12 protein-coding genes are annotated in these 13,782 nt (G+C 34.4%); 6 read left to right on the plus strand and 6 right to left on the minus strand.

What is annotated here, in order from left to right:
• Nucleotides 1–144: 144 nt before the first annotated feature.
• Both E2R68_RS03850 and E2R68_RS03855 read right to left on the minus strand, forming a co-directional pair.
• The gene (locus tag E2R68_RS03850) at nucleotides 145–1,212 is read right to left on the minus strand and encodes a branched-chain amino acid aminotransferase (protein ID WP_134276198.1); all 1,068 of its coding nucleotides are present in this window, start codon (nucleotides 1,210–1,212) and stop codon (nucleotides 145–147) included.
• Nucleotides 1,213–1,499: 287 nt separating this feature from the next.
• On the minus strand, nucleotides 1,500–2,129 hold the full coding sequence (locus tag E2R68_RS03855; protein ID WP_134276199.1) for an alpha/beta family hydrolase: 630 nt from the start codon (nucleotides 2,127–2,129) through the stop codon (nucleotides 1,500–1,502).
• Nucleotides 2,130–2,268: 139 nt separating this feature from the next.
• Between E2R68_RS03855 and E2R68_RS03860 the strand changes: the two genes are divergently transcribed.
• Nucleotides 2,269–2,805, plus strand: coding sequence for a GNAT family N-acetyltransferase (locus E2R68_RS03860; RefSeq protein WP_134276200.1), 537 nt, complete (start codon nucleotides 2,269–2,271; stop codon nucleotides 2,803–2,805).
• An 89-nt stretch (nucleotides 2,806–2,894) separates the two neighbouring features.
• Here E2R68_RS03860 and E2R68_RS03865 read toward each other — a convergent pair whose 3' ends face one another.
• From E2R68_RS03865 to syd, 4 genes are all read right to left on the minus strand, one after another.
• Nucleotides 2,895–3,335, minus strand: coding sequence for a tellurite resistance TerB family protein (locus E2R68_RS03865; RefSeq protein WP_134276201.1), 441 nt, complete (start codon nucleotides 3,333–3,335; stop codon nucleotides 2,895–2,897).
• A 192-nt stretch (nucleotides 3,336–3,527) separates the two neighbouring features.
• Nucleotides 3,528–4,376, minus strand: coding sequence for a PA4780 family RIO1-like protein kinase (locus E2R68_RS03870; protein WP_134276202.1), 849 nt, complete (start codon nucleotides 4,374–4,376; stop codon nucleotides 3,528–3,530).
• A gap of 233 nt (nucleotides 4,377–4,609) precedes the next feature.
• Complete coding sequence (locus tag E2R68_RS03875) at nucleotides 4,610–5,458, minus strand: DMT family transporter (protein WP_445177076.1); 849 nt, start codon at nucleotides 5,456–5,458, stop codon at nucleotides 4,610–4,612.
• 304 nt (nucleotides 5,459–5,762) lie between these two features.
• The gene (gene syd / locus E2R68_RS03880; RefSeq protein ID WP_134276204.1) at nucleotides 5,763–6,317 is read right to left on the minus strand and encodes a SecY-interacting protein; all 555 of its coding nucleotides are present in this window, start codon (nucleotides 6,315–6,317) and stop codon (nucleotides 5,763–5,765) included.
• A gap of 102 nt (nucleotides 6,318–6,419) precedes the next feature.
• Between syd and queF the strand changes: the two genes are divergently transcribed.
• The 5 genes from queF to E2R68_RS03905 all read left to right on the plus strand — a co-directional run bounded on the left by queF (nucleotide 6,420) and on the right by E2R68_RS03905 (nucleotide 13,680).
• The gene (queF, locus tag E2R68_RS03885; RefSeq protein ID WP_445177077.1) at nucleotides 6,420–7,280 is read left to right on the plus strand and encodes an NADPH-dependent 7-cyano-7-deazaguanine reductase QueF; all 861 of its coding nucleotides are present in this window, start codon (nucleotides 6,420–6,422) and stop codon (nucleotides 7,278–7,280) included.
• 67 nt (nucleotides 7,281–7,347) lie between these two features.
• Nucleotides 7,348–9,552, plus strand: a complete 2,205-nt coding sequence (locus E2R68_RS03890; RefSeq protein WP_134276206.1) for a GGDEF domain-containing protein — start codon at nucleotides 7,348–7,350, stop codon at nucleotides 9,550–9,552.
• A 118-nt stretch (nucleotides 9,553–9,670) separates the two neighbouring features.
• A complete protein-coding gene (ppnN, locus tag E2R68_RS03895; protein ID WP_134276207.1) occupies nucleotides 9,671–11,023 on the plus strand; it encodes a nucleotide 5'-monophosphate nucleosidase PpnN in 1,353 nt (450 codons plus the stop codon).
• A 1-nt stretch (nucleotide 11,024) separates the two neighbouring features.
• Nucleotides 11,025–11,804, plus strand: a complete 780-nt coding sequence (gene xni / locus E2R68_RS03900; RefSeq protein ID WP_134276208.1) for a flap endonuclease Xni — start codon at nucleotides 11,025–11,027, stop codon at nucleotides 11,802–11,804.
• Between the two features lie 142 nt (nucleotides 11,805–11,946).
• Complete coding sequence (locus E2R68_RS03905; protein WP_134276209.1) at nucleotides 11,947–13,680, plus strand: hypothetical protein; 1,734 nt, start codon at nucleotides 11,947–11,949, stop codon at nucleotides 13,678–13,680.
• Nucleotides 13,681–13,782 lie beyond the last annotated feature (102 nt).

A 13,782-nucleotide genomic window follows, 5' to 3' on the forward strand; every position in this document is an offset into this window, starting at 1 on the left:
CTCACGATGAGGTGAACTATTTTAACCAACAAAATAGGTAAATAATTTATTGTGATTGGTATATATGCCACTCAATGACCGGTTTACATAAGCAATAAAAAAGGCGCTAATAAGCGCCTTCATTATTAGAAAGTAGGTTATGAATTAGAACTTAACTTTTTCAATCCAACCAAATTTATCTTCACGTAAACCATACTGTATACCAGTAAGTTCATCATATAAGTTGCGAGAAACTTCACCAGCTTTATTATCGTTAATAAAGTAATCTTCATCTTTCCAGCATAACTTTCCAACAGGAGAAATAACAGCTGCAGTACCACAACCAAACGCTTCAGTTATTTTTCCACTTTTAATATCAGCCAAAATATCTTCAATATCTAATTGCTCTTCTGAAATACTGTAGCCCAGAGTAGGAGCAAGCTGTAGGATAGAATCACGTGTGATACCAGGTAAAATACTACCGCTCAATTTAGGTGTCACAATACGGTCACCATAAACAAAACAGATATTCATAGCACCTACTTCTTCAATATACTTGCCATGCACAGCATCTAACCACAAGACTTGAGAATAACCTTTTGCAGCCACATCTTCAGACATATATAAACTAGCTGCATAGTTACCACCAGTTTTAGCTTCACCTACACCACCAACAACAGCACGACGATATTTGTCAGCAACATAAACAGAAACAGGCGAGAACCCATTTTTAAAGTAAGCACCTGCAGGACCTGTAATAATAAAATGCAGATATTTATCACTAGCACCAAGACCTAATTTAGCACCAGTCGCCACCATAGTTGGACGGATATATAACGATGTACCATTTTTTTCAGGTACCCATTTATTATCGATTTTCAATAATTCAATTAATGCATGAAGATGAAATTCAACATCAACTTGTGGCATAACCATACGTGCAGCAGAACGATTAAAACGCTTAAAGTTTTCACGAGGACGGAATAAATTAATCTCACCTTGTTCTGTACGGTAAGCCTTTAAGCCTTCAAAGATTTCTTGTCCGTAGTGCAAAACGGATGCAGATGGATCTAATTGCAGCATTTGATAAGGTTTAATTTCTGCATTTGTCCATTTACTGCTCGAGTCATATGATTGTGTGAACATATGATCAGCAAAGACTTCGCCAAAATTAAATTCTGCTGGGCAAGCGTTGCGTTGTGCAACCGCTAATGGTTTGATATCAATTGACATGTAAATCCCTTCTGTATCTAAAGCTTTAGCGACAATAAGTTAAAAGTACACATATAACGATGCATGTGTCGACCGAAGGATGATTTTAAAAAATAATCCGCGATACATCCACACTTCTTTTACAAATTAATCATTATTAGGCAAAATTATTGAGCTAAAAGTAAAAAATTAAGTTTTTAGTATTATAAATTGTCATTTTCTTTATTTTTGAGTCACTTATGTCTACCTCATAAAGCAGTTAAACATAAGCTTCCCTACATGACTCGATTAGGCCTTTTCTACACTGATTACCCAAGACAACATTTAATATAAGTCGCTAAATACAGAATACTAGATTGAATATGTTGTTCATGAGTGTAACCACTTCTTATACGTGGTTTTAAATCATGGTCACCATCTTCTAACCATAACCATTTAATTGATGCAGGCAGAGAATAAGCTTCTACTTCTGTTTTATCACCAAGCTTATCGCGATCTCCCTGAATAATTGTTAATGGCTGTTTAATATTAATTAAATGCTCTATACGTAATTTTTCTGGTTTACCTTGAGGATGAAATGGATAACCCAAACATGCAATCCCTTTGATATTAACGAGTAAGCTTGTTGGTTGTTCAGCAGCAAGCATTGTGGCAACTCTTCCGCCCATGGATTTACCACCAATCACCATAGGTTGATTTAATGTTTGAATAACATCTAGAAACTGCTTTGTTAAATGAGGAACTCGCTCAGGAGGACGACGACTACCAGTATCAACTCGCTGCTGCATATAATTAAAGTTAAAGCGAGCCACTCTGATACCCAGCTTTGCCAACCCCACACTCACTTCCTCCATAAAATTAGAGGTTAATGGGGCCCCTGCTCCATGAGCAAAAACAAATAAGGGTCCATCTTCAGGGCCATTAAAAATAAGGTTCATCAAGTTTCCTAATTCATAGAGAGCATTTTATCATGCAAGTAAGCTTAGCAAGCGTCAAGAGAATAACGTTATACAATATAACGAATATTTCGATACAATTATTGCATTCTCAATTTAAAGTAATGGAAATATTCCTAGTATGCTAAATGGCAACATAAAAAAATGCACCTTAGACCAAGTCACTCAGCTTCAAGCGCTAGCAATTAAAACTTATCGTGAAACATTTGCAGAGAGCAATAGTGAAGCACTCTTACAACAATATTTTAAAGCCTCGTTAAACATCGAAAAATTATGCAAACAATTACAAGAAGCTAATAGCGAGTTTTATTTTATATATTCAACTACAAATTCCACTAAATCCGAGGTTCTCGCTGGATTTTTAAAATTAAATATTGCACATGCACAAACAGATATTTTAGATCCAGATGCTTTAGAAGTAGAAAAGATTTACCTATTAAAAGATTTTTTATCTCAAGGTTTAGGCAAAACTCTCATCAATTTTGCAATTGAACGAGCAAAGCAACAGCATAAAAAATATCTCTGGCTAGGTGTTTGGGAGCATAACTTTCCAGCAATCGCATTCTATGAAAGAATGGGATTTAAGCAATTTAGTACACATGGTTTTGATATGGGTGGTGATATTCAAACAGATCTTCTATTAAAAAAAATCCTCTAACGTACTGAAGATAGAAAGGGTTTTATTAATGTCTGCAAAGATGGACAAGTGAGAGAGTCCATCTTTAAAACACGCTAACAAGCCTAAAACTATTCTGGCATAACCATTAGTTTTGTACGAATGAAGTCACTATGATTTACATAAATTAACGTGGCAACTTTACGGATCAATGCTTCTTCCATGGGGTCTAAATAACCATCGGCATAAGCAACTTCCCACATGGCCTTAATTAAATTAATACGGCTTTCGCTATCTAAGTCACTTAATTGCGAGGTAAAATCAAATACAGAATTACTTTCTTTAACACCTTGCATCCCTTCTTTTAAAAGTTCAGCAGCCTTTTCTTGGTCAATATTAATCAACTTTCCTAATGTTTTAACAACTATGGTTTCTTCCACTGCAGAACTATCTTCATCTGCAACACAGACTTCGCAAAGTAAAGAAACGATGGCTAAAGTATTATCAATTTCAGTGTTGTGAGTATCGGCAGGCATTAAGGAACTTAATAAGCGCTTAAATTTTACAATCATGTTTTACCTATAAAAAGAGGGGGCGTATATAAAGTGATATCGATTACATATTCTATTAGCCTAGCATGAAGATGATTTATTTTAAAATATTGCTTAGGGTCGCCATTAAAGAGAGCATATTAACCGAAGAGAGATTCGTTTGATGAAAACCTCTTTAAGTACTTATAGCAATTACATTAAAGAGGTTATAAATTATTCCGCTTCTGATATTCTCGCGAGACGTTCTAGTTCTTCTTCTCTTGCTGCATTAATTTCATTTAATACAGTATCAACATCTGCACTGACTTCTGAATCAGTAAATTTACCCGTTAATACCGTTTTAGGAGATAATTCACCGGCTTCAAAAATAGCCCAAATCTCATCACCATAACGAGTAGAAGCGAGACTAGGAGCAAATTGCGCATAATATTGCGTCATATTATTGACATCACGTAATAGCATTTTTTTGGCATTATTATTACCAGCAGCATCCACCGCCTGTGGTAAATCAATAATAACAGGGCCCTCTTCATCAACTAAGACATTAAACTCAGAGAGATCGCCATGGATAACCCCAACACTTAGCATACGAACGACATAATCCATTACTTTTGCATGATCTAGTAATGCTTTTTCTTCACTCATCGTCACGTCATTTAATCGAGGAGCAGCAAATCCTTCAGCATCAGTAATTAATTCCATGATTAATACCCCACCAAAGCAACCATATGGTGTCGGAACCCGTATTCCTGCATCAGCAAATTTATACAATGCATCTACTTCAGTATTCTGCCAAATCTCTTCTTGCTGCTCTCGTCCAAATTTAGAGCCTTTTTGCATAGCACGAGCATTACGACCATTACGTACTTTTCGCCCTTCATTGTATAAAACAGCATTTTTAAAACTACGCTTACTAGCTTCTTTATAAACTTTAGCGCAACGAACTTCATCGCCACATTGCACAACATAAACAGTCGCTTCTTTACCGCTCATTAACTGGCGTAATACGTTATCAACGATGCCATCATCAACAAGAGGTTGGATTCTTTTAGGTATTTTCATTTATATAATTAAGTTTTCTAGTAATTTGATTGAATAGAGTAAATGAGTATTGTTTTAATATGCTACATAAATGTAACAATAATTAGGCATAGTACTATATAAAGAGGGTGAGGTAAGCACTGTTTTATTCGTATACCCTTAAGAGATCAAAAAATTGAACAAGCATGGCGAATAAATAAAGATAAAGAGTCAATATAATATGACTCTTTATCTAGATTGAAAGTCATTATGAATTATTGAACCGCTGTTTTTTTCCGACTACCAAATACATTAATTAATGCACCTAATATAATGAGAGATCCACCAAGCAAGGTCCAAATAGAAGGTACTTCATTAAATATAAGCAATCCTAGAATGGCAGAAAAAACTACTTGTACATAGGAAAAAGCACTTACTTTTGCAGCGACTTCTGTTTGCATCGCTTTGGTTAATCCAACCTGCCCTATTTGAGTAAAAATCCCTACAAATAATAATAAAATTAATGCTTGCGTATCAGGCATAACAAAATTATCACCTAATAAAATGAGTGATAACGGTAATGCTATTAGCGGGAAATAGAAAATAATAACAGAGCTATCTTCAACTTTACTTAAGCGTTTTACAATGACATAAGCGGTACCACTACCTAAAGCGCCAATCAAAGCGATAAAGACACTAAACCAAGGCAGCACAGTTTCTCCACTCATTGATAGATTTGGTTTTACCATGGCTAATAAACCAAGTAAACAAAGCAAAATGCATATTAATGTTGAACGCTGAATTCGTTCTTTTAAAAAGAAAAACGCTAAAATAGCGGTAAAAACAGGGTAAATATATTGTAATAAAGTGGCTTCAGCTAATGGCAATGTTGTAACGGCATAATATAAACAAATTAATGCAAAAGTACCGACAGCTCCTCGTGCAACAAGTAATATCTTATTATTACCCCACACAGGTATTTTTTTACGTTTAATATCAATGTAACTAATAATAAGAGAGACAATGGCACGGGCAGCAACAATTTCAAAAACTGGGATATTGTGAGTGCTTACCAACTTCACGCATGCAGTCATTACAGAGAATGCGAAAGCGGACATAACCATAAACCGTAAACTAATAGGTATAGATAAGAAGAACTTCTGGATCATAGGAAAAACTGATGTAGTTAAGACAATAGAGGGTTAGTTTAAATAATTTTAATCTTCTCAGCCATTCATTTAATTTTTATTTATGCGCTTAAATACAAAAAATTAAGCTTAATAAAAAAGTAAAGTAATGATTTCAATACCCTAAAGAAAAAACAAACTAAATTTAATAAGATTTATATGCCAAAAATTTTATTAAATCTCTATTACACAATAGAGATTTAATAGTAGGGTCATATTTATTTAGAAGAGATAACGCTGATTAAGCTTCAATTTTAGGTGTTAATTTTGCTAAGAATTCAGCTAAAGACTCAGCTAAAACAGCTTCTTGTTTTTTTCCTAGCGTTTCTAATTGCACTTGACCAGTTTCATTCACTACTGAAATAACCTGCATTTCATCACTGCAAGTCGCAATAAACATTGAAGCAGGCTTTTTCAAGCGTTTCTGCATCATAAAATGAGCAATCATGTTTTCTTGTAAAATTGAAAAATCTTGTTCATTCCATACTTGAATTAATTCGATAGGATGCCCTTCAAATTCACACATTATATGATCACAATATGCAGTGCAAAATAGATCCTCAATTGAGGGATGCAAAGTCACTTCAAGTGCTTCTTCGATATTATTAAGGTTTACTTTTTTATCCCTTGGTACCGCTTTCCATGTTATTTTTCCATCATTAACATCTCCAACTTGACAGCTTGATACCCATTCAGGATCGAAGTCTTGTACTGGTAAACTTTGATGGTTTAATTCCCATAAATCATGGTGGCGTTGATATAAAGCAAATAGTTGGACTTGAGTATCTGTATTCATGGCTCGAATAATTCTTATTTTTAGTTACAATACTGCACATTGTAATGATTCGGGCAGCCTTGTCTTGTCTTTCTGGCAAATCCCCCCTTTTAAGTGAGAAATATTATGTCAAACTCAAATTTATATACACAAGACGATGCATTAAAGAATTTGTCTTTAGGCAAAGTAACTGAATATAAATGCCACTATGACAATACTTTATTACAGGGTGTTCCTCGTAGTTTAAATCGCAATGAGTTAGCTTTAGCAGCCGAATCATTACCTTTTTATGGTGATGATTTATGGAATATTTATGAGCTTTCTTGGCTAAATAAAAAAGGCAAACCAATGGTGGCAACAGGCTTGGTAAAAGTACCTTTTGATAGCGAGTTCCTTATTGAATCAAAATCGTTTAAATTGTATTTAAACAGCTTTAATCAAAGTCGATTTGATTCCGTAGAAACGGTTCAGAATACATTAATGGCAGATCTCTCAGCCTGTGCAAATAAACCCGTTGAAGTGACACTTAATGCAACCTTAGATAATATTAATGATACATTAGGTACATTCTCGGGCATTAATTTAGACACTTTAGATATCGAAGTCTCTGAATACCAACTTAGTCCATCATTATTGGAAAATATTAGTTCAGCAGAGACAGTCACAGAAACATTATATTCACACCTGCTAAAATCAAACTGCTTAATTACTAGCCAGCCAGACTGGGCAAGCGTTGAAATTAGTTACACCGGTGGACAATTAGATCGTGAAAAATTACTTCGATACCTAATCTCTTTCCGTCAACATAATGAATTTCATGAGCAATGTGTTGAACGTATCTTCTGTGATTTAATGAAATATGGCTCATTAACCTCATTAACTGTTTATGCAAGATACACTCGTCGAGGAGGCTTAGATATCAATCCTCTACGTAGTACAACACCCTCTCCAAGTATTAATAATATGCGTTTATTACGACAGTAATATGCTATTTTAGGCATGAAAAAGAAAATGCTGATCGTTTTTAAATGTTAATGAGGTTTTAGTATTAATGAATTTTTTCTTCCGCGTATTTTTAGCAAGTTTATTACTTTCATTTACCCAATCAGTATGGGCAATTGAATTAATTAATGCAGCACTGCCTTCTCAATTACAAGAAAGCTATAAAATGCGTCAACTTGAGCCATTAAGTTGTATCAAAACAGTAACAAAATTCTTAATACATATAGAAAATATTGATACCCCAAAGAAGACTATATTAAATTCAGACAAGCTCCCCGCTAAATTAAAGAAAAGACCTAATAATGCTTCAACACAATTACTTGCCTCTTGTTATAACGGAGTAGAAGATTATAAAAAAAGTTTAGCGTTATTAATGCCCCTTTTAAAAAATCCAAGTGTCACCTCTGATGAAATTAGAACACTTAATTTAATTGCCACTGAGATTCCTGAGTCAGAACGACCACAATTGAGCAATGAAACATTACTCAGCATGTTAACTAGTTCATTAGCAGAAGTAGAAAAAAAAGAGAATACAAGCTCACCGGATTTAGAAACCATTCTGAACTTTTCCATTGCGAAGCTAGCGCTAGAAACTCATCAATATCAATTAGCAAATGAAGCATTAACCAAAGCAAGAAAAAAACTAAAAAACACAGAAAATACTGAATTAGTTGCATGGTTAGCTTATTTTTATGGGCATTATTATGACCAAATCAATCAGCACCAATTAGCCGTTTCACATTTTCATACGGCTAACTCTATTGCAGATAAACTACATCTTATTAAATTAAGTAGTTTAGCCAAAGAAAGTTTATCGACCCTTTATCAAGAAAAACATCGTTATACACGTGCAATTTATTTCGCGAGTCAACGCGTAGAGCTTTTATTAACAACTGAAAATTATGTTCAGCAAGCAGAGAGCTTATTAAAATTCGCTATTTTAAAACGTCAAAACAAAGAGTTTAATCAATCACTCATCTACTTATTTACAGCTCTTGATCTGGTAGAAAAGAAACATAAAACATTACTTGCTGATACTTATTTAGAGTTAGGCCGTACCTATGCAGCCATTCCATACGATATAGAAAAAAATTCACGCTTTGCCCAAAGATACCTACAAAATGCACGCCAACACTTTAAAATCTTAAATAAGCTTGAACAACAAACGGAAAGCACACTATTACTGGCAGAATTAAATATCCATAACAAAGATACTGGATTAGCTATTTTGCAATTAGAAGATGTTTTATTACTTGCAGGAGACCAATTTCCTGACTTACGTGTAAAAGCTTTTGAAATGCTAGCATTGAGTTATGAATTATCAGGAGATCATCAACAAGCAAACCTATATTTTAAAAACTTCCATGCATTACAAAATAAAATCAAAGAGAGACTATTTACACTGCAACAATTAAAGATTAATGAACAATTTCAACTGATTGAGCAAACACAACAACAGATACAATTAGAAACGCAAAATAACCAATTATTATTAAAAAATAATCGCTTCAAAAATATTGCTTACGGCATTATTGCTCTGTTTTTAATATCACTTGTGGTTATTTTCTTAGTATTAATTCGTAACAAAAAGCTTATTGAGCATGAAACAGTCTTACGTAAAAAAATGCAGCTCCACCCTCGAACTAAATTACAATTATATCAAGCTCAATTACAGAATAATGAATTAGATTATCAAGGAACCCCACTCTTCTATTCATTAGTCCATGTGCCCTTTTTAAATAATTTAAATGAGTTAAAAGGGTTAACAAGAGCAGAAGAAATTGAGTTTGAGTTAGGCATTGCCATCGAGAAGTTCTTTAATCAAAAGACACAAGTGGCACAAATACGAGATAACCAACTATTGTTTATTTCTGAACAGACTCTACACGGTGATGCTGAAAAACTCTCACTGCATATTATTGAATTCTTTAAATCTTTTGCAGAAACTCACTCTTTAGATGCGCAAGTATCAAGTGGTGTTGTCGCGTTCCCATTCTTAAATAATGTGTCTCGCGCTATTGCACCAGATCGGATGCATATTTTAACCAGTCTTGCATTATTTGGAGCTTGTCAATTACGAGAAAAAGTAGATGAAAGTAGTTGGTTGGAGTTATACGCGATTGAAAGGATCCAACCAGCATTTTTTGATGGAGATCTTTGGTTATTAGGTCAAGCGGGTATAGATAAAGGCATTGTAAAATTAAAATCTAGCCATCCAGATACTCATATTGAATGGCCTGAATTAACACGCTAAAGCTAGACAGTTATTATTAAAAGTAAAAAAATTCAATTATTTAGCAATAGAATCATGCCTTTTAATAGCATCTTTAGCTAACTAAGTTACTCTTAATATAAGCATAAAAGGAGAAGCTATGATTTCACATATCAGTCCCGTTGGTAGTATGGCACTACTCTCTCAATTAGAAGTAAACCAACTTAAATACAGTGCCTCTTGCGAAGTTGCTCAACTATTTAGAAATTGCTCTTTAGCCGTTTTAAATTCAGGCAGTCACACCGATAGCAGTAAACAACTCCTAGAAAAATATAAAGACTTTGAAATTAACGTATTACATCAGGAACGAGGCGTTATTTTAGAACTATTAAACCCACCTGAAGATGCTTATATTGATGGCGAGTTAATCAAAGGGATGCAAGAGCATCTATTCTCTGTTTTACGTGATTTATTATATGTAAACACACAACTACAACCACTTAACCCTGAAAATTTTGATAGTGAACAAATTACCAGTTTAGTCTTTTCTATTTTACGTAACGCTAATATATTAAGAGCAGGAGTCGATCCCAATATAGTAGTTTGTTGGGGAGGTCATTCGATTAGTGATACCGAATTTGCTTATACAAGAGAAGTTGGTAGCCAATTAGGATTAAGAGAATTAAATATTTGTACAGGCTGTGGTCCAGGGGCAATGGAGGGTCCGATGAAAGGAGCTGCCGTTGGCCATGCAAAACAGCGTGTCGCTAAAGGACGTTATATTGGTTTTACCGAACCAGGCATTATTGCAGCAGAGCCACCAAATCCTATCGTCAATGAACTGGTTATTTTGCCTGACATAGAAAAACGCTTAGAGGCTTTTGTTCGCTGTACCCACAGTATTGTTATTTTCCCTGGAGGCCCGGGGACTGCTGAGGAGCTATTATATATTTTAGGGATCATGATGCACCCTGAAAACAAACGCCAACCATTGCCAATTATCTTAACAGGGTCAGCCAGTAGTGCAGATTACTTCCACGCAATTGATGATTTTATTGCTAATACATTAGGCCCTGAAGCTCAACAGCATTATCAAATCATTATTGATGATGCTCCATTGGTGGCACAACTAATTAAAAAATCAATGCACCGTGTAAAAGAATATCGTAAAGCGATTGGTGATGCTTATTCATTTAACTGGACATTGAAAATTGATAAAGAATTTCAGACACCTTTTATTCCCAATCATGAAAACATGAAAAATTTAGTACTACATAGAGATCAGCCTCCTGAACAGTTAGCGTCAAATCTACGACGAGTGTTTTCAGGAATTGTAGGTGGAAATGTTAAAGATGAAGGTATTAAATCCATTGCAGAACACGGGCCTTTCTTGTTAACAGGTGAAAAAGATTTAATGCAACGTGTTGATAAACTACTAAAAAGCTTTGTTGCCCAAGGTCGTATGAAATTACCTGGCAGCGTTTACACCCCTTGTTATAAGATAAAAGTTTAATATGAGTGCATCATTATTAATCATAGATGCGATGAATCTAATTCGTCGTATCTATGCTGTTCAAGAAAAGCAAAATACGAATAATGAATTTGCTTTAAGTGCAACCAATAATACCGCCTGTAATGCGATACAAAAAATGTTGCGTGTACATCAACCTACCCATGTTATTTGTGTTTTTGATAGTCACCAAGAAAGTTGGCGACATCAATTATTAGCTGAATATAAAGAAGGCCGAAAACCGATCCCTCCAACACTAAAAGCTTATTTACCACAAATCCAAGATGCTTTTTACGAAATGGGAATCGAATCCCTTATTACAGAGCAAGATGAAGCAGATGATTTAATTGCAACACTGAACTCTAAAGTGACAGAAAGGCAGCAACGATGCATCATTGTTTCTACCGATAAAGGCTTTTATCAACTACTTAATGCATATACCAGTATCTACGATTACTTTAAATCATTGCATATGGACAGTTATTATGTAGAAAATCAATTAGGCCTTAAAATTTGCCAACTGACAGATTTTTGGGCGATTGCAGGTATTAGTAGTAGTCACATTAAAGGGGTTGAAGGGGTAGGTAATAAAGGAGCATTAGCTTTATTAGAAGAGTACCAAAACTTAGATAACATGCTCCAACAGACTGAAACTTCCGATAAACGTTTATTAAAAGTAAAAAAACAAAAAAACGAGGCACTATTAGCGAAAAAGTTGGTCTCATTAAAAATCGATATTGAATTAGGCTTTAATTTGAAAGATCTACGTTATCAAAAGAAATAAGGTTCTAAAAAATAAGCTTACTATCACCCTGATAAATTTATAATTTCGCTAGCTTATAATCCTAGGATTATAACATTAACAACACTTTTAAAAGTTATTGCAAAGAACGTAATAATTTTCACACAAATATGGAGCTTTAACTGTGAAAAAAATATTTATTCCTATTGCTGTTGCTGTCATTGGGGCTGCCGCATATTTTAGTCAGCAGCAAGATGCTAACTATAATGTATTAAACTATGTACCCGCTGACACGCCTATTTTCGCAGGGCAGTTAACTCCCTTTCCTATCAAAGATTATATTAATTCTGGTGCTCATTTAATTACGCCAGCAGATCAAGACAAGCTAGATGCTCTCTATGATGCATCAGCAAAAGATTCACCCGCATTTCATTTTTTAACGAGTTTATTAAAAACCTACCAAGCAAGTGCCAAAGATGCAGATCTATTAGTTAAAACATTTGGTTTAGCAGACAATGTGAGAGCCTATTTCTATACATTAGGTTTATTACCAGTATTAAAAATAGAAGTAGCAGATCCGCAAGCAATTTGGACTCTTTTAGATAAAAAAGAATTAGAAACTGGTTTTTCACATACAGAAGAAAAAATTCAAGATTTAACTTACCGTAGTTATGAAATCTCGCAACCAGATGCAACAACAAAAGTTGAATTAGTTGTTGCTCAAGCCGATGGTATTTTAACATTGACGATTAATACCGACATTGTTTCTAATAATTTATTAGCAACAGCATTAGGCCTTAATAAACCAGATACATCTTTAGCAGATACAAATACATTGCAAGATATTATTCAACAGCATAGTTTTTCCGATGCAAGCGTTGGATTTATTAATCATATTGAAATCATTAAAGGTTTAACCACTACAAATGGAAACCAACTTGCAGAACAGCTAACAACCATTGCCAAACAAGATAATAGTGATCCTTTAGCTCAGTTACATACGGCTACATGTCAAAGTGAAATGGCTAGCATTGCACAAAACTGGCCCCGTACTGTTTTTGGCTATACTAAAATAGATATCACCCAAGAGCATTCTACAGTAGCGTTTGCGACTATTATTGAAAGCAAAAATAAAGTGATATTAGATGCGCTAAAAGCAATGCGTGGATTCATTCCAAACTATACACAAGAGTTTGATAAAAACGTTATTGCAACATCACTGGGATTAGATGTTAGTCAATTATCAACTTCACTCACTAGTATTTGGAAAGACTTACAAACACCTACATATCAGTGTGCGCCTTTAGCTGAGATACAATCTAAAATTAGTCAGAGTGGCCAATCATTAGCGATGTTAGGGTTAGGCTCTAATATGGCGGCAAGTGTAAAGGGTATTAGTGCTGGTATTTTTGATTACGCAGTCAGTAAAATAGATGAGCAACCTCAATTAGATAATGTAGATGCATTAGTAGCAATACATACAGATAACCCTGAGATGATTTTTAATTCAATTAAAATGTTTAGTCCAGAATTACAAAATGTGCAGTTAGTTAATAATGGTCCTGCAGTGTCACTAAATAAAATCTATCCAATCCCTGAAAAACTACATTTAGATCCGAAACTTGCGATAAAAGGGCAACATTTAGTTATTTATAATGGCAATAAAGGTCAGCAAGAAGCGGAAAAACTTTCACTTGAAAAACTATCTGCAATAGGTCTTTATCAGGCATCGTTTGACGCTAAAAAAATGCTTAGCCCTATTATTAATGCAGCCGCAATAGCTGGAGATGTCATTCCAGAAGAAGCGATGTTTTTAATGGAATATAATGCAGGCATGAATATCAATTTAGATGTGAATGACCAAGGGATCCGTTTTGATACTATCGCCAATCATGAGTCCCCTCAAAAAAATAATTAATCCCCACATGCAATAAACCTAAAAACTGGCTTCGGCCAGTTTTTTATAAAAATAAAATTGAATATTTTTTGATCTAAAACCGCATAAATTGATACCGACTTC

Origin of the sequence: Psychromonas algarum (assembly GCF_004376845.1) — a bacterium.
In the GTDB taxonomy this organism is placed as follows: domain Bacteria; phylum Pseudomonadota; class Gammaproteobacteria; order Enterobacterales; family Psychromonadaceae; genus Psychromonas.